General features: G+C 57.2%; 11 protein-coding genes. 4 read left to right on the plus strand and 7 right to left on the minus strand.

Annotation, left to right across the window (positions count from 1 at the left end; translation table 11 throughout):
• Positions 1-18: 18 nt before the first annotated feature.
• The 3 genes from treZ to glgX all read left to right on the plus strand — a co-directional run bounded on the left by treZ (position 19) and on the right by glgX (position 6,461).
• Positions 19-1,806: a malto-oligosyltrehalose trehalohydrolase gene (treZ, locus tag JKP81_RS12265; protein ID WP_200551957.1), complete on the plus strand. Its 1,788-nt coding sequence runs from the start codon at positions 19-21 to the stop codon at positions 1,804-1,806.
• Positions 1,803-4,313, plus strand: coding sequence for a malto-oligosyltrehalose synthase (treY, locus tag JKP81_RS12270; protein WP_200551958.1), 2,511 nt, complete (start codon positions 1,803-1,805; stop codon positions 4,311-4,313). The genes treZ and treY overlap by 4 nt, the downstream gene beginning before the upstream one ends.
• Positions 4,314-4,382: 69 nt before the next feature.
• Positions 4,383-6,461, plus strand: coding sequence for a glycogen debranching protein GlgX (glgX, locus tag JKP81_RS12275; RefSeq protein WP_200551959.1), 2,079 nt, complete (start codon positions 4,383-4,385; stop codon positions 6,459-6,461).
• Positions 6,462-6,506: 45 nt separating this feature from the next.
• Here the strand turns inward: glgX and JKP81_RS12280 are convergent, their stop codons facing one another.
• From JKP81_RS12280 to JKP81_RS12310, 7 genes are read right to left on the minus strand one after another with little or no spacing between them, the layout of a single operon-like run.
• Complete coding sequence (locus tag JKP81_RS12280; RefSeq protein ID WP_200551960.1) at positions 6,507-8,708, minus strand: glycoside hydrolase family 2 protein; 2,202 nt, start codon at positions 8,706-8,708, stop codon at positions 6,507-6,509.
• Positions 8,705-11,404 (minus strand): response regulator, encoded by a 2,700-nt coding sequence (locus JKP81_RS12285; RefSeq protein ID WP_200551961.1) that lies wholly within the window; start codon positions 11,402-11,404, stop codon positions 8,705-8,707. Before JKP81_RS12285 ends, JKP81_RS12280 begins: the two co-directional genes overlap by 4 nt.
• Positions 11,401-11,838, minus strand: a complete 438-nt coding sequence (locus tag JKP81_RS12290) for a globin (RefSeq protein ID WP_200551962.1) — start codon at positions 11,836-11,838, stop codon at positions 11,401-11,403. The genes JKP81_RS12285 and JKP81_RS12290 overlap by 4 nt, the downstream gene beginning before the upstream one ends.
• Entirely contained in the window at positions 11,835-13,241 is a 1,407-nt protein-coding gene (locus JKP81_RS12295; RefSeq protein ID WP_200551963.1) for a DUF3131 domain-containing protein, read from the minus strand. Before JKP81_RS12295 ends, JKP81_RS12290 begins: the two co-directional genes overlap by 4 nt.
• Positions 13,226-14,773 carry a DUF3131 domain-containing protein gene (locus JKP81_RS12300; RefSeq protein ID WP_200551964.1) on the minus strand — a complete coding sequence of 516 codons (1,548 nt, stop codon included), beginning with the start codon at positions 14,771-14,773 and terminating at the stop codon, positions 13,226-13,228. The genes JKP81_RS12295 and JKP81_RS12300 overlap by 16 nt, the downstream gene beginning before the upstream one ends.
• Positions 14,770-16,101: a DUF3131 domain-containing protein gene (locus JKP81_RS12305; protein WP_200551965.1), complete on the minus strand. Its 1,332-nt coding sequence runs from the start codon at positions 16,099-16,101 to the stop codon at positions 14,770-14,772. The genes JKP81_RS12300 and JKP81_RS12305 overlap by 4 nt, the downstream gene beginning before the upstream one ends.
• Positions 16,098-17,912 (minus strand): glycosyltransferase, encoded by a 1,815-nt coding sequence (locus JKP81_RS12310; RefSeq protein WP_200551966.1) that lies wholly within the window; start codon positions 17,910-17,912, stop codon positions 16,098-16,100. Before JKP81_RS12310 ends, JKP81_RS12305 begins: the two co-directional genes overlap by 4 nt.
• Before the next feature lie 293 nt (positions 17,913-18,205).
• Here JKP81_RS12310 and opgC point away from each other — a divergent pair, with 293 nt between their 5' ends.
• The gene (opgC, locus tag JKP81_RS12315) at positions 18,206-19,426 is read left to right on the plus strand and encodes an OpgC domain-containing protein (RefSeq protein WP_200551967.1); all 1,221 of its coding nucleotides are present in this window, start codon (positions 18,206-18,208) and stop codon (positions 19,424-19,426) included.
• Positions 19,427-19,435: the final 9 nt, after the last annotated feature.

Here is a 19,435-nt window from a genome sequence, read left to right on the forward strand (position 1 = left end):
TCGTGGAGAGGTAATTGCATGGCGTCGAAATCGTTTTGTAAAAGCTGGGGAGCCGAATACCTCGCGAATGGTCGCGTGCGTTTTCGCTTATGGGCCACCGGGCAGCAGCAGGTTTCACTGCGTTTACCGGCTGGCGAACTGCCAATGCAACGCCTTGATGACGGCTGGTTTGAACGGACCGTCGATAATATCGCCGTTGGTACGGCGTACCAGTTTGTCCTGAGCAACGGTATGGCGGTTCCCGATCCCGCCTCGCGCGCGCAGGCCGCCGATGTTAACGGCCCTTCGCTGGTTGTCGACCCGGATCATTACGTCTGGCAACACCCGCAGTGGCAGGGTCGCCCGTGGCAAGAATCCGTGGTCTATGAACTGCATATCGGGACATTTACCCCGCAGGGCACTTTTCGCGCGGCAATGGAAAAACTGCCGTACCTCGCGCAACTCGGCATCACCATGATAGAAGTGATGCCCGTCTCCCAGTTTGGCGGCAATCGCGGCTGGGGCTATGACGGCGTGCTGCTCTATGCGCCGCACTCGGCTTACGGCACGCCGGATGATTTTAAAGCCTTTATCGATGCAGCTCACGGCTACGGCCTTTCAGTAGTGCTGGATATTGTGCTCAACCACTTTGGCCCGGAAGGTAACTACTTACCCGCGCTGTCGCCGGATTTTTTCCACGCCGAACGGCAGACGCCGTGGGGGCCGGGCATCGCGTATGACGTTGACGCGGTGCGGCGTTACATCGTTGAAGCACCGCTCTACTGGCTCAACGAATACAACCTGGACGGGCTGCGATATGATGCCATCGATCAGATTGAAGACAGCGCCGAACCGCCGGTGCTGGTGGAGATTGCCCGCCGTATTCGCGAGGAGATTACCGACAGGCCGGTGCATCTGACCACCGAAGATTGCCGCAACATTATTGCGCTGCATCCGCGCGATCCGGATGGGCGGGCGCCGCTGTTTACCGCCGAGTGGAATGACGATCTGCATAATGCCGCGCATGTGTTTGCCACCGGCGAAACCCATGCCTATTACCAGGATTTTGCGGATAAGCCCGAAGTGTGGCTGGCGTGCGCGTTAACTGAAGGGTTCGCGTTTCAGGGGGAGGTTGCCCCGTCAACCGGTGAACCGCGCGGAGTGGACAGCCGCAACCAGCCGCCGGTGGCGTTTGTCGATTTTATCCAGAACCACGATCAGACCGGCAACCGCGCGCAGGGCGAGCGGCTTATCACGCTGGCGGGCGCGGAGAGAACGCGCGTGCTGCTCGGCGCGCTGCTGTTTTCCCCGCATATTCCGCTGCTGTTTATGGGCGAAGAGTATGGCGAAACCAATCCTTTCCTGTTCTTTACCGATTTTCACGGCGATCTGGCGCGCGCCGTGCGTGAAGGGCGCGCGCGGGAGTTCCAGGGCCATGCCGGACATGAGGGGGAAGCGGTTCCCGATCCGAACGCGCCTGAAACCTTTACCCGTTCACAACTGGACTGGGCGAAAACGCAGCAGGAGAGCGGTCAGCGCTGGCTGACGCAAACCCGCGACTGGCTGACGCTGCGCCAGAAATATGTGGTGCCGCTGCTGACAAATGCGCAGCGGCAAAATGGGGAAGTGATCGCCACCGCGCCAGGGTTTGTCGCGGTCCGCTGGCGCTTCCCGCAAGGGATATTATCGCTGGCGCTCAATATTGGCGAGGCGACGCAACCGTTGCCGGATCTACCCGGTAAAACGCTGGCGGCCTGGCCGCGCGGACAAGATGATTTGCCGTCGAATGCGTTCATTGTTCGTCTGGCTTTAGGAGAGGGAATGTGAATACGCCAACCGCGACTTACCGCTTGCAGTTTCGTAACGGAATGACGTTTGATCGCGCCGCGGCGCTGGTTCCGTATCTTAAACATCTGGGCATCAGCCACCTTTATGCCTCGCCCATTTTCACCGCCGCCAGCGGTTCTACCCACGGTTATGACGTGACCAACGCCAATGAAATAGACCCGACACTTGGCGGGCGCGACGGGTTTGATCGGCTGGTGAGCGCGTTAAAAAACGCCGGGCTGGGGCTGATTCTCGATATTGTGCCAAACCATATGGCCGCCTCGCTGGAAAACGCCTGGTGGCGCGATGTGATAGCCAAAGGCGAGAAAAGCCCGTATGCCCACCATTTCGACATTGACTGGTCGCGGCGGCTGACGCTGCCGTTTCTCGGCGATGATTTTGACACAGTGCTTGCAAACGGCGAGCTGGCGATCAAAGCCGATCCGCTGACCGGCGAACCGGCGCTGGCCTATTACGACAACTTCTATCCGCTGGTGGCAGAAAGCTGGCAAGGGCGGGAGCAGGCACTTATCGGCGAGACCGATCACGCGCTAATCGCTGACATTCATGCGCAGCAGCCCTGGCGTTTGATGAGCTGGCGCGATGCGGCGAATGACCTCTCGTACCGGCGTTTTTTTGAAATCACCGGCCTGATTGGCGTGCGCGTGGAAGATGAAGCGGTATTTGATGATGCGCACCGGCTGATCCTTGAACTGGTGCACAGCGGCGCGGTGGAGGGTTTGCGAATCGATCACGTCGACGGGCTTGCCGATCCGCAGGGTTATCTGATGCGCTTACGCCAGAAGGTAGGGCCTGAGTGTTACCTCACGGTGGAGAAGATCCTCGGCAAAGGCGAGCATCTCCCGGCGGACTGGCCGGTTGCCGGCACCACCGGGTATGAATTTATCGCCGCGCTGTCGGATGTGCTGGTCGATGACGCAAAGCTCAGTAATCTGCGCAAAGCCTACGACAGCGTTGCCGGGCGGCGCGTGAATATGCGCGAGGAGCTGCGCGACGCCAAGCTGCTGATGGTCGATCGTAACTTTAACGGCGAATTCAGCGTGCTGGTGTCGCTGGCGCTCACTATTGGTCATGCGGAAATCCCGGTGCCGCAAGAAGATGCGGTGCGCCAGGCGCTGCGCGAACTGCTGATCGCCTTCCCGGTTTATCGCACCTATGGCACGGAAGATGGGCTACCGGCGGCTGACGCTGCGCTGCTGCACAAGGTGGTCGAGAGCGTTCAGCGCAGCCCGTATGCGCCGGACGCGGCCGCGCTCGATTTTGTACGCCGCATTTTAGTCGGCGATGTGGCGAAAAGCGCGCTCGGTGCGGCGGCCCGTTTTCGCACGCGTTTTCAGCAGCTCACCGGGCCGCTGATGGCGAAGTCCGTCGAAGATACGCTCTTTTTCCGCCAGCATGTCGATCTGGCGCTTAACGAAGTCGGCGCGGAACCACTACCGCGCACCTTTTCGCTTGATCGTTTCCACGCGGAGATGCAAACCCGGCTTGAGCGCCAGCCGGATGCGCTTTCCGGCACCTCAACCCATGACACCAAACGTGGGGAAGACGCCCGGGCGCGGCTCTATACCCTGACGGAAGCGCCCGAGCGCTGGGCCGATTGCGTGGCGCGCTGGCGACAGATGAACCATAGCAAAGTACAACTGCTGGATGATGGACACGCGCCGCGACCGATGGTGGCGTGGATGATTTACCAGGCGCTGGCAGGTGTCTGGCCGGTCAACTTACAAGCCGATGACGTGGAAGGTTTGCGCGCGCTGGAAGAGCGCTTTGTGGCGTTTGTCGAAAAAGCGCTGCGCGAAGCGAAACAGCGCACCGACTGGATCGAAACTAACGACGCCTATGAACAGGCGGTGCTTGATTACGTGCGGCATTTGTTGTCGCCGGAGAATCGCGAGTTTTTAACCGATTTTACCGCCTCGCTACAGCCGTTTATCCGCGCCGGGCTGGTCAATAGCCTGACGCAAACGGTGATCAAGCTGACGGCACCCGGCGTGCCGGATATTTATCAGGGCAGCGAAGCGCTCAATTTCAGCCTGGTCGATCCGGATAACCGGCTGGAGCCGGATTACGCCGAGCTGGAGCGCCTGCTGGTAGACGAAGAGCAGGCCGATCCGCACTCCCAGGAGAGCTGGTCGAGCGGGCAATTAAAGCAGTTTTTCATCTACCGGTTGCTGCATTTACGCCAGCAGATGCCGTCGCTGTTCCGCCGGGGAGTCTATCTGCCATTGACCGTTGCGGGCGAAGAGGCGGAGCACCTCATCGCCTATGCGCGCGTGGAAAATCAGGATGCGTTAATTGTGCTTGCCCCGCGCCTGCTGTTCGATGCCATCGACGGCAGCCTGGCGGGTGCCAATATTGCCTTGCCGCCGGAACTGGCGAATCGGCGTTACCGGGACATACTCAGCTCAGAGGAGGTTTTTCTCACCGACAAAGTGAATCTGCGATCGATAGGCGGTTTCACCTTTGCGGTACTGGTCAGTGCGTGATCGAAGAAAAGGGTGCGGTTCATCAATCGTTATGTCTGGTGAGACTTTACAGGCGATCAAGGGGAAGCAATGTCTGACGGAAAACAGTTTTATATTACGGCGGGGCACGGCCAGCAACTCGGTGCGAATTACGACGGTGAGGGCGTTAACTTTGCCCTTTTTTCAGCGCATGCGCATCGTGTGGAGCTCTGTTTATACGCCCCCGATGGTAAGCAGGAGATCGCCCGGTTTGATCTGCCGGAAAACACGCACGAGATCTGGCACGGTTATGTGCCAGGCCTGCAACCTGGCGCGCTGTACGGCTACCGGGTGCATGGCCCGTTTGAGCCGGAAAACGGCCACCGGTTTAACCCGAATAAATTATTGATTGATCCTTATGCCCGCGAACTGGCCGGTGATATCGAGTGGAACGCGGCCCATTACGCTTACGATTTAGGCCATGAAGATAAAGACCTGACCTTTGATACCCAGGATAGCGCGCCGTTTACGCCCAAATGCCGGGTTATCGATCCCCACGCGTTCGACTGGCAGGACGGCGCCAGGCCGATTATTCCCTGGCCGCGCACGGTTTTCTACGAAACCCATGTCAAAGGCTTTACCCAGCTTAATCCGGCGCTGCCGCCGGAGCTGCGCGGCACGTTCGAGGGGATGGGGCATAAAGCCTCGGTGGAGTACATCAAAAGCCTCGGCATTACCTCTGTCGAATTGCTGCCGGTACACTGGTTCCCGGACGACCAGCATTTGCTTGATAAAGGACTGCGCAACTTCTGGGGCTATAACACGCTCGGTTTCTTCGCCCCGGCGTCGCGTTATTACGGGCCACGCGGCATTCAGGGCTTTCGCGATATGGTGCGGGCGTTTCATGATGCCGGTATCGAAGTGATCCTTGATGTGGTTTATAACCACACGGCAGAAGGCAACGAACTGGGGCCAACGCTGTCGTTTAAAGGCATCGACAACTTCTCTTATTACCGCACGTTGCCGGATCAGCACCGTTACTACATCAATGACACCGGCACCGGCAACACGGTGAACACGTCGCATCCGCGCGTATTGCAGATGGTGATGGATTCGCTGCGTTACTGGGCAGAATCGATGCATATCGACGGTTTTCGCTTCGATCTGGGCACCATTCTTGGGCGCGAGCCGGAAGGGTTTGACCAGCGCGGCGGCTTTTTCGATGCCATGACGCAGGATCCGCTGTTATCCAGGCTGAAACTGGTCGGCGAACCGTGGGACATCGGCCCCGGCGGTTATCAGGTGGGCGGATTCCCGCCGGGCTGGGCGGAGTGGAACGACAAATACCGCGACACGCTGCGTGAATACTGGAAGGGCGATAACGTCTCGACGGACTTTGCCGCCCGCCTGCTGGGCTCCGGCGATCTGTACGATCAGCGCGGGCGTCGCCCGTGGGCAAGCGTGAATTTTATTACTGCCCACGACGGTTTTACGCTGAACGACCTGGTGTCGTACAACGAGAAACATAATGAAGCCAACGGCGAGGACAATAACGACGGCCACAATGACAACCGCTCCTACAACTACGGCGCGGAAGGGGTGACCGACGACGAAGGCATCAACACCGTGCGCGAACGGCAAAAACGCAACTTCCTTGCGACGCTGTTCTTCTCCCACGGCACGCCAATGTTGCTGGCCGGGGACGAGTTTGGCCGCACCCAGCAGGGCAACAATAATGGCTACTGCCAGGACAGCGAAATCTCATGGATCGACTGGGACGCGCCGCACAGCGGTAACGGGGAAGCGCTGCGGGAATTTACCCGTCATGTCATTGCGCTCCGGGCTTCGCAGCCGATCCTGCGGCGAGAAAACTGGCGCGATGGTATGGAGATCCGCTGGTACAACGCCGGCGGCGGCGAGCAGTTGCCGGAACAGTGGGATGAAGGTACGACGCTCGGCGTCTATATCGGACGCCCGGATTTGCAGGAAGAAGAGGGGATCTGGCATGACGTGCTGATGCTGTTCAACCCGTTTGAAGGCACGGTGCCGTTTCGTATTCCTCAGTTCGGCGAAGGCGGCTGGGTGCTGGAACTGACCACCGCCGATAGCGCGAAAAGCGGGATTGTTATCACCAAAGAGAAGGATTTCGAACTCGAAGGACGCAGTATCGTGCTGTTCCGTCGTCCGTAAGCAGAATGCGCCAGGCGACATGCTTGCCTGGCGCGTTATGTTGGGTCAGTTTGCCGCCTCGATTACCTCGGTTTGCCAGTCATTTTCCGCCACTATTTTTCCCTGTGCATCGAAAATTTGATAGGTCACCTTCAGTACCCCGGTGCTGTCAGGCGTGACCGTCAGATCGGCGATTTGCACCATGCTATCGACATTCAGCGTCTGCCGCGCATGTGCCGCCGTAAGCGGGCGCTCATCCTGCGTCACTTGCCACTTCAGCGTGCAATCGTTGCAGGGCGTATAGGTATCATTTACCGCCCACAGACGTAGCGTGGCGGGTTTTCCGCGCTGCCACTGCGCGCTGACGGGTTCAATGGAGGGCAACAACGGTTGATAGGCTTTTTGTAGCGCGTAATACCCGGCTTTCGGATGGCGTAAATAATCCACCACGCCCCAGTTTATCGACGGCCAGGTTTCAACAAACATAAACTGGAACAGGGCGGTGACCGGCTGATAGCGCTGACGTCGATAGCTCTCTGCCGCCATCGCCACAAGCTGCGCCTGATACTGCTGGGTATTTTCAATAAACGCTTGCAGGTTCTCGCCACGCGGAATATTGGCAAACTTGAAGGTCTGAAACGGCTGGAAGTTATGGTATTTCCACTTCACCCAACCGGGATCGTCCGCCGCCGTGGTGGCTGGCCACAGTAAAGAGGCGGGAATAATGGTTTTCAGCGTGGCGAGACGCGGCAGCGCCTGCGCGCCAAATTCGGTGATAATGCCGGTTTTCGCCGGAGCGAGCAGATCGCGCATCACGCCAAAATACCAGCCCTGCCAGTAGTGCTCTTCGACGGCGGAAAAACGATGTACGATCCGCGAATTATCTTCGGCCAGCGTATCCGCCACGCGCGCCGTCAGCGTCTGGTTCAGATCTTTATGCCAGTCAGGAAAGCGCTTCTCCATCCAGGGCGAGTTCCACGGCGGTTCGTTATGTCCGCCCCAGACGATAATGGCCGGCGAGTTACCAAACTGTTCGACCATCTCACGGGTTTGTCGCGCGGCATTATCGGCAAACGCTGCGCTGTCGTCATATCCCCATTGCAACGGCACATCCTGCCAGAGCATCAGCCCCAGTTCGTCGGCTACCTGGTAAAGCGGGCGGTTGGCAACGTGACCATGCACGCGTATGGCGTTGGCGTTCATCGCCAGCACCATGCGCAGGTCACGACGGTATTTCTCCGCGTTCATGGTGCTGAGCCACGGCGAGCCAATGTAGTTGGTGCCTTTGATAAACAGCCGCTTTTCATTGATAAGCCAGCCGCGGTTATCCGTTTGTTCTTCCACTTTACGCAGCCCGGTTCGACTTCTGGCGCTATCCATCACGCCACGCTCGTCAACGAGGGTCGCGCGTACCTGATAGAGATTCGGTTTGCCGAGGCTTGCGGGCCACCAGAGCTTTGCGCCTGCCATGGGCAGCGTCACCGTCATCGTTGCGGTTTCCCCGCCGGTGGCATTGAGCGTAACAGCCTGTTCAAGGTGGAATGCACGACCGTTGAAATTCGCCGGTTCGGCAAGCAGTTTCAGCGTCGCTGGCCCGCTTTTTCGCGCCCGGTAGCGGATCTCAGCGCGTAAGGCAGGGTTCGCCAGACCGTTTTGCCAGTCCGGGCGCAGAATAATTTCGTCGATCACCGCGCCCCGGCTCAGGTGCAGACGCACCGGCGACCAGATACCGCCGGAATTGGCATCCTGGCCGCGCGGCGACCAGGCACCGCCGGGGCGGGTATCGTGCTGATTCAGTACGCCTTTGATCAGTGCTTTGTGCAGCGGCCAGAGCGTTTTTGGATCTTCATACGGGCTGTCAACGCGCACCGCCAGGCGATTATGGCGACGTACCGTGTCGGTAATATCGACGGCAAAACGCTGGAAGTACCCTTCATGACGCGCCAGGTGCTGGCCGTTGAGCGAGACATCGGCATAGTAATCCACCCCGTCAAACACCAGTGTCGCCAGCGTATCCGGCGCAAGGGTGGGCAGGGTGAAATCGTGCCGATACCACATTGCGCCCTGGTGATCGTATCCGGCGCTGTACCAGTTGGCCGGAACTGCTAATTTTCGCCAGTCGCCGACAGGCGCGCGTACGCCGTCAAATCCAGCCTGATTGGCATCATGCACACGCCATTGACCCGCCAGCGACCAACTCACTGGCGTCGGATGCGCCTGGGTGAAGGCTGACAAAAATAATAAAATAGTGACGGTGTAACGTTTCATGATGACGCCTCCCGCGTTTGCAACCAGTTGAGTGCGCGCTGGCGTTCATGTCGCAGTGGCTCCAGCAGGCGCGTCAGCTCCGCGTCGCTTAGGCTTTGCGACTGGCTTTCCAACTGCTGAAGAACCTGACTCAGGCTTTGAAAATCAAGCGCAATGGCTTCACCACGTAACTTATGGGCGTTGCGGCGCACGCTCTCGCGATCGCCGGTTTGTACCGCCTGCTCAACGGCGGCGCTGACCGTAACCACACCTTCGCTGAAAATGGTCATCAGTTCGTCGAGCAATGCCCGATCGCCACCCAGTTGCTCAAGCAGTGTGCTTTCGTTGGGTAGACCTTGCGGAATTACCGCTGCGGCGGGCTGTGGGGTGGTGCCCGCCACACGGGTCAGTTCCGCGTTCAGCGCCTCGCGCGTCACGGGTTTGGCGATATAGCCATCGAAACCCAATTCGAAACAGCGCGCTTTGTCACCCTGCATGGCATGGGCAGTCATGGCGATAACGCGCTGTGGCGCCAGGCCGCGTTGTTGCTCTTCTTCACGCAGCAGACGAATAGCGGTTTCACCGTCCATGCCCGGCATTTGCAGGTCCATGAGGATCACATCCCAGCGACTTTCCTGCCAGCGGTCGAGCGCGGCTCTGCCGTCGCCAACGATTTCACAGCGGTGTCCAAGCTGCTCCAGCAGCCGGTAGGCCAGTTTTTGGTTTACCAGGTTATCTTCTGCCAGCAACACATGCAGGCTCTGCTGCGGTGCCTGCGACGCAACGGCTGTCTCTGCAGCGGGGTTGGCGGCGGGCGCCGGATCGATGACCGGCAGTAACAAGGAGGCAATGGCCTGTTGCAGTTCGCTGTGATCGACCGGTTTATGCAGATAGTGCGCAATGCCAATGCGCTTAAGCATGTTTCTGTCGAAATGACGGTTCATGGAGCTGAGCATAATAATGCGGCTCTGGCTGGCTTCCGGCAGCACGGAGAGTTCCAGCGCCAGTGAAATACCGTCCATATCCGGCATTTGCGCATCCAGCAGGATCAACGGAAATGGCGGCATCTGCGCCGCCAGCGCCAGTGCGTCCAGCGGTTTACTGATACAAACCGGCGTCAACCCCATTGCGGTCAGTTTTGCTTCAAGTAAGCGCAAGTTGGTGGCGTTATCGTCAACGACCAGCACCCGCTCACCGTGAAATTGTTGCGCCTTTGTGGCAGTCATCTCTGCAATGGGCTGGCTTTCAAGCGGCAACGTAAAGGCGAATTCGCTGCCGATGCCGGGCGTACTGGTCACCGTTAAATGTCCCCCCATCATCGCCACCAGCCGCGAGGAGATTGTCAGCCCCAGCCCGGTGCCGCCATAGCGGCGTGTGGTGGAGCTGTCCGCCTGGCTGAACGCTTCGAAAATCAGTTGTTGTTTGTCGGGCGGAATGCCGATGCCGCTATCGCGCACCCGAAATCGCCACTGCGTGCCGCTCGCGGCGGGTTCAATACCGAGCAGCACTTCGCCCTGGTGGGTAAATTTCAGCGCATTGCTGATGAGGTTGGTCAGGATCTGGCGCAGACGGATGCTATCGACGCGAACGACTGTCGGCAACTGCGGATCAATATCGACCAGCAACTCCACGCCTTTCTCGCTGGCGGCAGGCATATGTGGGCGAATTAACGACTGGATAAACGGACGTATCTCCAGCGCTTCATCGTTAATCAGGATCTTCCCGGCTTCGATTTTAGAGAAGTCGAGAATGTCATTGATGATATGTAACAGCGATTGCGCCGAACTCATCACCAGCGTCAGGTATTCGCGCTGCTCGTCGCTAAGCGGGGTTTCAAAGCACAGTTGCGTCATACCGAGTATGCCGTTCATTGGCGTGCGGATCTCATGACTCATATTGGCGAGAAACGCGCTTTTGGCTTCATTCGCCTGTCTGGCGACATGGGCCGCTTCAATGGCGATCAATTCGGCTTCTTTGCGGCGGTCGATATCCTGCAGGGTGCCGATCACCCGCTCCATCGCGCCGCTGAGACTGAGGGTAGTAACCTGGCCGGACAGCAGCATCCAGCGCCACTGATCCTGCTTATAGCGAATGCGAATTTCGCATTCAAACACCGGAAAATGATGCGCGCGTGAACGCAGCACTGTCCTTATCAGGTGAAAGCGATCCGCCGGATGTACCAGTCCCAACAGGGAGCTGACCTTATGATGCCAACTGTCGCGCGGTTGACCCATCAGGTTTAACAGCGTGTCGCTGAGCTGAAGGATGTCTGGCGACACTTGCCAGTCCCAGATGCCGATGTGAATAGACTCCGCCGCCAGCAAAAAATCGGCGTGCAGATCCTGACGCGAGCGCTGCGCCACATCGAGGTGAGAGATATCCGTGTGCAGGCTGATGATGCCGCCATCAGGTAAACGCTGGTGTTGGACAAACAGACGTCGCTCACCGTGATTACGCACCTCGTAGTGGCTTTCCAGCCGGCAGTTGCGCATCACCGACTCTTTCAACGCCTGCCGCCGGGCGGGATCGGTATTGTACGCGGTATCAATAAACTGGCCTGCCAGCGTTTCCAGCGTTACGCCAGGGTGTAACCGGGACGCCAGCGCCGGGTAAAATTGCGCGATTTTGTCATTCCACGCCACCAGTTGTTCCTGGGCGTCATATAGCATCACCGCAATCGGCAGCGCATTGAGGTCGAAGCGCGAGGCAGCGGTCATGATTGCCCCCCGGCCTGGTAATGCAGCTCTGCCTGGCGGCGCAGATATTCAAGCCCTGGTGCTATCGCCATGGCCCAGGCGGTGAGGATCTCTTCGTCGCATAAGGGATCGCGCTGACGCACTGTATCAAGCATGGCTTGCCGCCAGAGAGCAAAAAAACGGGGGGGCAGATGCAGGCCGCTGGCGCTCTGGTCACGGGCCAGCCTTTCGAGAAAATCGGGCACAAAAAGTGAGCCATCGACCGCCAGCATGGCAAAGAAACTCTTAAATATCAGCTGGCGGCCTTGCTCGGCATTGCCGAGCAAAAAGTGACGTTCGGTTTCAGGCGACATGCGAACGAAGGCTTCATAAAAAGCGTTGAAAAAAGGCTTTTTATCATCCTGCGGGAAAACGCGGCTCAGACTGGCCTCAAAAAGATCGCGGTAAAATTTCATTTTTTTGTCTCCACCCGTCGCTCGCCGGGTAAGCAGAGTCCCGGCGCGCTGAAAACATCTGTCGCCTGCAGGTTGAAATAGCTGCCGTTATCGATTAATCCGTTGCGGAAAAGCGGGCCGCCGTGCGCTTTATAAAACAGGCTTTCCAGCACAATGGCGTTGGTCGAAAGGGTGAGGGTGCGGTTAACGTCGCCGGTGGCTTCTACCCGGCCTTCAAACCAGCCGCGTTGTGGATCGTTTATGCGGCGGGTGACGTTCATCAGCGCATCGGTAAAAGGCGCGTCCCACAGCACCCAAAGGGTGAACACCGCTTTGGTCGAGACCTGCGCCAGGCGCGGATAGTATTTCCCGTCGGCGCCGAGCGTGTTCCAGGCGTAGCCGTTGCCCCATACCGTATCGTCAACGTGCCACGGTGCCTGCCCGAGCGCGAAATCGGCCCTGGCAGTCAGGACTTTTTCTGTTTCCCAGCGGGTCTGTTGCGTCAGCCACACTTGTCTGGCACGTTCGCGCAGCGCCTGGCGGGTTGTGCGCTCCACGCCGGGCGGCTGCCAGCCAAATTCCAGTCCTGGCAGCATGTAGGGCAGCGTGGAGATGAGCGAGGGTTGCCAGGTGGTGCGCGGATCGCGGGCATCAACCTCCAGCGCACGGCGGTAGATGATCACATTGCGCGCAGGTGGGGCGAAAGCCTGCACCGGCGCAAAGCCCCATAAACGAAACGCGGTGGCTGCATATTCACTTTCGCCGAGCCGCAACTCCTCACGGATCACCGGTTTGCCATTCTCAATGGAGGAGGACCACAATTCGCCGCGAGGATCGATGACCGGGCAAAAATTCCAGCGCAGAACGATTTTATCCAGGTACTCCTGGTACTGCGGTGCCCATTCGCTAACGAGGCGTAAAGCCAGCATCAGACGCGCCATATCCCGCGCCGACCAGCCGTTTTTCTGCACCTGACCGCTAAAGTCAACCAGCGTGGCGTTCTGTGTCGAGTAGAGGTGGCCCGGTGTCCGGGTGTCGGCCAGCGTCAGGCGATTCAGCGTCCCGAGCAGTTGCGAAAGCCGGCGATCGAACTCATCGTCTTTGATCAGCCCCAGCTCTCTGGCCGCCAGCAATGCAATCAGCGTATCGCCCATCTGCCAGAGTGTGGCGCGGGGCTGTTTATCACTGCCGTTGACCAGCCCGGTCTGCGGCTGGGTATTGTTCTCGAAGTAGCGCCAGGCAGTTTGCGCCCACTGGCGTTCCTCCGGGTTCAGGGCGCTAATACGGGCGCTGGTATGCCAGCCGCCGTTGCTCAGCCAGCGCCAGCCAGTGCCGCCGTCTTTAACGAGGGCAAACAGTGCCAGCGCCACCAGCAGCAGACAAAGCAGCGCAATAAGGTGTTTGCGACTTACTGTTTTAAGCATGACGCCGCCACCGGGGGTAATTTCACCGGCTCGTCCGCGTTACAGGACGCGCACTGGCAAGCCTGGCAACTCGATTTCGTGCGCATTGCGGTGCCTGTCTGTTCACACCAGTTTTTCACGGCGGGCGTCGGGTTCAGGAACGGGCGATTGCGCCGGGTATTGTTCTCCTCGAACAGATCAACCAGTTTTTTCTCCCACAACGAAGGGGCGAAATTCTTATCTTTTGGATTATCGCTATTAAAGCGCAGTAGTTTGCCGCTCTTTTTAAACATCAGGGCTTCAAGCATGATGCCGTTATTGTTGGCGGTGAACTCTTTAATTGGCCCGCTGCCGTTCTCATAGAGCCCTTCGTAGTAGCCTTTTCCCTCTTCGTTGGCGTTTTCGATGATGCTTAACAGCCGATCGGTATAGGGCGAATTCCACAACACCCACATGCCCAGCGCAGCTTTTAGCGAGACGGCGGCGGTTTCAGGCACGTACTGGCCTTTGTCGGTAATGGTGTTCCAGTTAAAACCGTCGCTGAATACCGTGTCGTAAACAAAGTAAGGCGCTTTATCCAGTTGATGCTCGGAGCGGGCGGTAAGCATGCCGGTAATGGTGTAGCGGTTCTCCTGCGCCTGATACACCCGGTCAGCGAAGTTTTTCATCCACGGATGCGAATAGTGGTTTTTGGTGTTACTGCGATCGTCGGCGGTATCAAAGCCCATCTCCAGTCCATACAGCAGATACGATTCGGTCACCACGTAGTTATGCTGGAAGGTTCGGCGCGAGTCGCGCGAGTCGTACGGCACCAGCACGCAGTAGATCTCCGCCAGATCGTACGGTTGCGGGCGGCTGGCCTGGCAGGTATTAAAACCCCAAAGCTGGTAACCCGCCGAGGCGTACTCTTCATACCCCAGGCGTCCTTCCTGAACATATTTCGGCTGGCCGTTCTCCAGATATGCGCCATACAGCGTGCCGCAACCGTCGACCACATGGCTGAAATCCCAGCGCAGAACGACGTTATCAATACTGTTGCCGTATTCCGGATAACGTTCTTTGATAATTTTCATCCACAGCAGCATGCGACCAATGTCCAGCGCGGAGAAGCCAATCTCGCCGGGTTTGTTCAGGTAGTCCACTTTCTGCGCGTTGATGGTGTTGTAGACCTTGTTGGGCAGTTCATTGCGAAATAACTGGATGGTGTTGAGGGTGGCGAGGAATTTAATTAATCGCTGGTCGAACTCGGCTTTATCAATGATGCCCAGCTCACGCGCCGCCGTCAGCGCTGCCAGATAGGAGGCGCTGTCCCACATGGTGGTGGAGGGGTATTTATTAACCGCGTTCACCAGCCCGGTGGTGGGTTGATAGTTGGTGACAAAGTATTGCCAGGCGTTTTTCGCAATCTGCATCTCCTGTGCCGTCAACGCGCCGCTGCGCACCGGATAGTCGGATGCGGGCAACCCCGGTGCGGCCCGGGCGCTGGTCATCACCAGCCCGAGAGCCACAATGCCTGCCCACCGGCGAAAAAGCGTCAAACAAGTCAACTTCATGGTGTTGCTCCTGCTGCTGGGGTTGGACGGGCAGTGGTGTTCATACAGCTCAGGCACAGCATCTGTCCGTGCGCGATAAACGATAGGCTTTCAAGTACGACGGCGTTGGTGTCAGCATCGATGACGTTATTAACGCGGTTGTTGAGATTAAACCCTTGCTGCCAACCTTTACCGGGAACCTGCAACGTCAGTACCTGCTCGCGCAGGGCTTCACTCCATGCATTACGAAACAGGGCATACCACGCAAATGCCGAGCGGGTTGACGTGATAGCGCGTTGTTCAGGCGGGGCGTCGTTGATGCTGGTCTGGTTGTCCGGCTGGCGGGTCGGCAGGTCGTTAACGTAATCGGGCGCGGGTTCGGCGTAATCGGTACTGATCGGCGGTTTGCGGACCTGCAGGCTGTGGCGACGCTGCTGAATTTGCATGATGCGCCAGGCGATCTCTGCGCTTTGCGCGTCGAACCCGGTCTCCAGCCCGGTAAGCAGATAGGGCAGGCTAACCAGCGATGGCTGGCGTCCCCATGGCGTGCGTAGCCCTTCGTCAGGAACCATAATGCCGTCGATATCGATCATCGACTGGCCTTCCGGCGGATTGGTGACGGCTAAACCCGCCTCGTTGTTAATCAGGCGCAGCGTGTGGCTGGCATACATGCGGTAACCAAAGCTGTTGCGCGGCTCATCCGTTGCCAGCGTCCAGTGGTGAACGGGCAGCGAGGCGCGCGTGGTTTCACCGCTCTCCACCAGTGCGCCGGTCTGCCACTGATTAAACAGATCGCGGATTTCCGCGGCGTGCTGCGGGTAGTGCCACAGCAGGGTTTGCAACGCCGTCAGTAGACGCCCCATGCCAATCGCGGAACTCTCCGTTTTACCGAGAATTTTCAGCGTATCGGCGTGGTAATAACTGGCGGGGATCCCCTGCGGGTTAAGGTGCAACTGACCGAGACTGAACAACGCCGCCGTGATGCGCTCGTCAAATTCCGCCGTGGTGATGATGCCCAGACGCTGCGCGGCCATGGCGGCGAACAGATAGCTGCCGGTGCTCCATAAGCTGAACCACGGTTCGGCATCGCGGGCGTTAGCAAGACCGTTCGGCTGGGTATTATTGACATAATATTGCCAGGCGACCCGCGCCCAGATCGCTTCGTTAAAGGTTAATTCGCGTGTGGTGGGCAGTGGCGGAAACGCTTTACTCAGCGTCAGACCCGAAGTGCTCTCCACCCGGGTTGGCATCTGGCGTTCCACCCAGACAACAATGGCAAAACCCAACAGGAAACCGAGCAGGATGGTGATATAACTGCGGGCGTTCAGCAGCGCATCGCGCATTCTCATGGCGTCGGCTCCTCATCGGGCGGTGTCCACATTGCCGCAAGGATCAGCGGGAGCATGGCGGCGATGTTGACCGCCCCCCAGAAAATGTTGATCACGTAACCCGAAGGATCATCAACCTGGCCGCGCGCAATCTGAATCCCGCCCCACAGCAGGCCAAGTAGCGTCAGCACAACAATTGCGATTTGCGGTTTGACAAGGTAGAGGAAACGCCCGGTCTGGCGCTCTTTTGGCGTCACATGGAATTTGATCTGCTCACCGCGCAGAACGGTGTCGAGCGCACGTAAATTCATCGAGAAAAAAGAGAGATAGGACGCGCGTCCATCCCATGCGGAAATGCCCCATGTCCCAAACATGAACGCCAGCTCCGAAACAATAAAAAACGGTAAGAAATGCAGATAAAAGGGGGTGGACCATGCGGAGACGGGCGGGATGCCGGTAAACAGATAAATAATGGGCGAAATCAGGAACACGGTATTCCAGATGCAGGCGAGATAGGACCAGAAAGTGGTGGCGTACATCAGTGTCTGAGGCAGCGACAACTTGAAGCGGCGGCGGGAAAAGATGTTGTCGTGAAACAGGATATCCAGCGAACCGGCAGCGTATTTAAAGCGCTGGATCATCCAGGTCAGCATATCCTGCGGCGAGAGCATCTTGGATTCGATGCGTGGATGCATCACCGAACGCCAGCGACGTGCATCGTCGCCATGCAGGACAATGGAGGTATAAATATCTTCCGAAACGTGGAATTTGTACGGCGTCAGTTCGGTGTCGTAAATAACATGCGGGCGCATCGCCTCCTGAAGCGCTGCACGCATGGCCGGATCGCGAATATCGCGGGTATGACGATTGATTTCGGCGTCGACGTTCCACACATAACTGCGCAGTGCCGCCTGCATCACCGCTTCGCGGCGATGAATTGACGCTGCGCCGCAACAAAACGCGGCGTTTGCCCAGTTGCGGCGGCGCAAAATGACATCATAAAACATGCGCGGATCGTTAAAAAACGGGTCGCGGCCCAGGGTGACCGGGCCACACACTTTTTCCAGCGTCCAGCCGAGCGCATACCCGGCTTTGCCTGTCCGGCGTGCAAGCCAGCGCGGCAGCCGTTCGCCTTCCGGCAGATCGTAAAACCACTGGGGGGTTTGCACCCAGGCGACGTCCGGATCGCGAAAATAGCCCAGCGTATGGCTGAGCAAGGTGGGAAAGACGCGGGTATCGGCATCGCAAATCACAATAAAGTCGCCGTCGGTCTGCTCCAGTCCGTTGCGCAGGTTTCCGGCTTTGTAACCAATATTATTCTGCCGGGTGATGTAATTAACGCCTTCTTCATCGCAGACGGCTTTCATCTCAGCGCGCCGCCCGTCATCCAGCACATGAATGCGGTAATCGAGCGGGCAAGGGTAGGTGACGTTAAGCGCGTCGCGAATCGATAACCGCACCAGTTCGACATCTTCGGAATAGGTGGCGATAAACAGATCCACCTTGATTGGCCGGGGATCAACGGTTTCTTCTGCGCCATGACAATCGTTGATATCCGCCGGTGGGTTTTGCGCCGGTACATCCTTTTCCTGCCACAGGTTAATGGTAAATAACGCGGTACCAATCCATGCCAGCGTCTCTGCCAGCACAAGGGGAATGGCGTACCACAGCGCATCCATATTTAGCGATTCCATCCAGCGCCAGCGAATATAATTTGCCCCCAGAATCAGCGCTGCCACCGCCAATATTTGCCATGCCTTTTGTACCCATCCGGGAGTGCTAAGGGGTTCTGGCGGGCGACGCGCTTCAAATCTGGAAAAATAAAAACCCATAGTCGCAGATATCCTGATCTGTTAATCATTCGCAAATGAATAATATGCGCCGTGAAGATAAATCTGAGTTGCTTTTAATAGCCTGTGGGAAATTCTTTTAAAGTCATTGTAGAACCCCATCAGTAACTTTCAAGAATGACTACAATTGCCTTTAAGTAACGTTTGATTAACTGGGGTTTCTGTTTAAGGATATATTTTATAATCTGGCGAAGCGGATTCAGTTTGCCGGTCAGAGTGTACTACGCTATGTAAATATTAACTTCGCAACCTCTTTTCAGGGCAACGTTTACGAGATGGAAATAAGCCAGTCTGCGCCTGTCGCTATAGCGAAAAACCGTGAAAAAACAACGTGGCGTTATGTATTAGCTGACCGTCGGGATCTCCGCATTGATATGATGCGCGGCGTGGCGCTGGTGATGATGGTGGTGGCACATACGGAAGTGATGTCGGTTTTTAATATTTTTACGTGGGAGCGATTTGGTCTGACAACCGGCGCGGAAGGGTTTGTGATCCTTTCCGGATTTATGCTCGGTATGCTCAATCGCTTGCGTCTGCAAAAAGCAGTGTTATTAACGATTTCCTGGGGATTATGGCGACGCGCGTGGAAAATATATCAGGTTAATATCATTATCATAGTTTCAATTCTCTTACTCTCGCATCTGCATTTTATAAACACCTTTGAAGTTACCCATTTTACGGATCGGTATTCAGGCACGCATTGGTCATTATTTCCGACCAGCCCGCAAATTCGTGAGACCTGGTTTAATATCATCCTCTATTTGCAAATTGGTCCGCATCAAACCCAGATTCTGGGATTATATATTTGCCTGCTGTTAATAAGCCCATTATTTCTGTGGCTACTGCATAACGGAAAAGTAGTCTGGTTATTGCTGCTCTCGCTGGCGGTTTATTGTTGCTGGCAAGTGTGGCCGATGCGCGTCACGGTCTCCGAGTTTGAATTCGCCTTTCCGCTCATGGCCTGGCAACTGATCTTTGTGCTCGGCATGTGTTGCGGCTGGTACAAAGAGGAACTGCTTTCGCTCGCACAAACGCCCGCGGGTAAAGCTGTGGTCGTGGCACTGGTGGTGGTGGCGATAGTGCTGGGATTTGTGGCGCAAAACCATACCAATCCCTTTATCCCACCGGCGTTGTTACTGCAGGTGATTCCACCCGCCGATTTTAATGCGTTTTACCATACCTGGGCGGCAAAAAACGGTCTTGGCCCGGTACGCGTTCTCAATGATATCGCCCTGATGGTGACCGTTTATCTGGTGCTGACACGCTGCTGGGCGCCGCTTTACCGCGCCACGGGCTGGTTTTTTATCCCGCTGGGCCAGCACTCGCTTTATACCTTCATTTTGCATGTGTATGTGGTGCTGGTGGTCAGCCAGTTTGTCACCTTCGATTTGTGGCATCAGGCATGGCTGACCAACACGCTGATCCATGCGGTCGCGCTGGGTGCGTTATGGCTGATGGCAAAATATAACGTCGCCGGACGCTGGATACCCAATTGAGGGAATACG

Source organism: Kosakonia sp. LAM2021, assembly GCF_016620385.1.
Taxonomy (GTDB): Bacteria; Pseudomonadota; Gammaproteobacteria; order Enterobacterales; family Enterobacteriaceae; genus Kosakonia; species Kosakonia sacchari.

What these genes read in the sequence shown, in the direction of transcription:
- JKP81_RS12290 (WP_200551962.1), bottom strand. Translation starts at nt 11,838, where the DNA reads ATGAAATTTTACCGCGATCTTTTTGAGGCCAGTCTGAGCCGCGTTTTC.
- glgX (WP_200551959.1), top strand. Translation starts at nt 4,383, where the DNA reads ATGTCTGACGGAAAACAGTTTTATATTACGGCGGGGCACGGCCAGCAA.
- JKP81_RS12285 (WP_200551961.1), bottom strand. Translation starts at nt 11,404, where the DNA reads ATGACCGCTGCCTCGCGCTTCGACCTCAATGCGCTGCCGATTGCGGTG.
- JKP81_RS12280 (WP_200551960.1), bottom strand. Translation starts at nt 8,708, where the DNA reads ATGAAACGTTACACCGTCACTATTTTATTATTTTTGTCAGCCTTCACC.
- treZ (WP_200551957.1), top strand. Translation starts at nt 19, where the DNA reads ATGGCGTCGAAATCGTTTTGTAAAAGCTGGGGAGCCGAATACCTCGCG.
- opgC (WP_200551967.1), top strand. Translation starts at nt 18,206, where the DNA reads ATGGAAATAAGCCAGTCTGCGCCTGTCGCTATAGCGAAAAACCGTGAA.
- JKP81_RS12300 (WP_200551964.1), bottom strand. Translation starts at nt 14,773, where the DNA reads ATGAAGTTGACTTGTTTGACGCTTTTTCGCCGGTGGGCAGGCATTGTG.
- JKP81_RS12305 (WP_200551965.1), bottom strand. Translation starts at nt 16,101, where the DNA reads ATGAGAATGCGCGATGCGCTGCTGAACGCCCGCAGTTATATCACCATC.
- JKP81_RS12295 (WP_200551963.1), bottom strand. Translation starts at nt 13,241, where the DNA reads ATGCTTAAAACAGTAAGTCGCAAACACCTTATTGCGCTGCTTTGTCTG.
- JKP81_RS12310 (WP_200551966.1), bottom strand. Translation starts at nt 17,912, where the DNA reads ATGGGTTTTTATTTTTCCAGATTTGAAGCGCGTCGCCCGCCAGAACCC.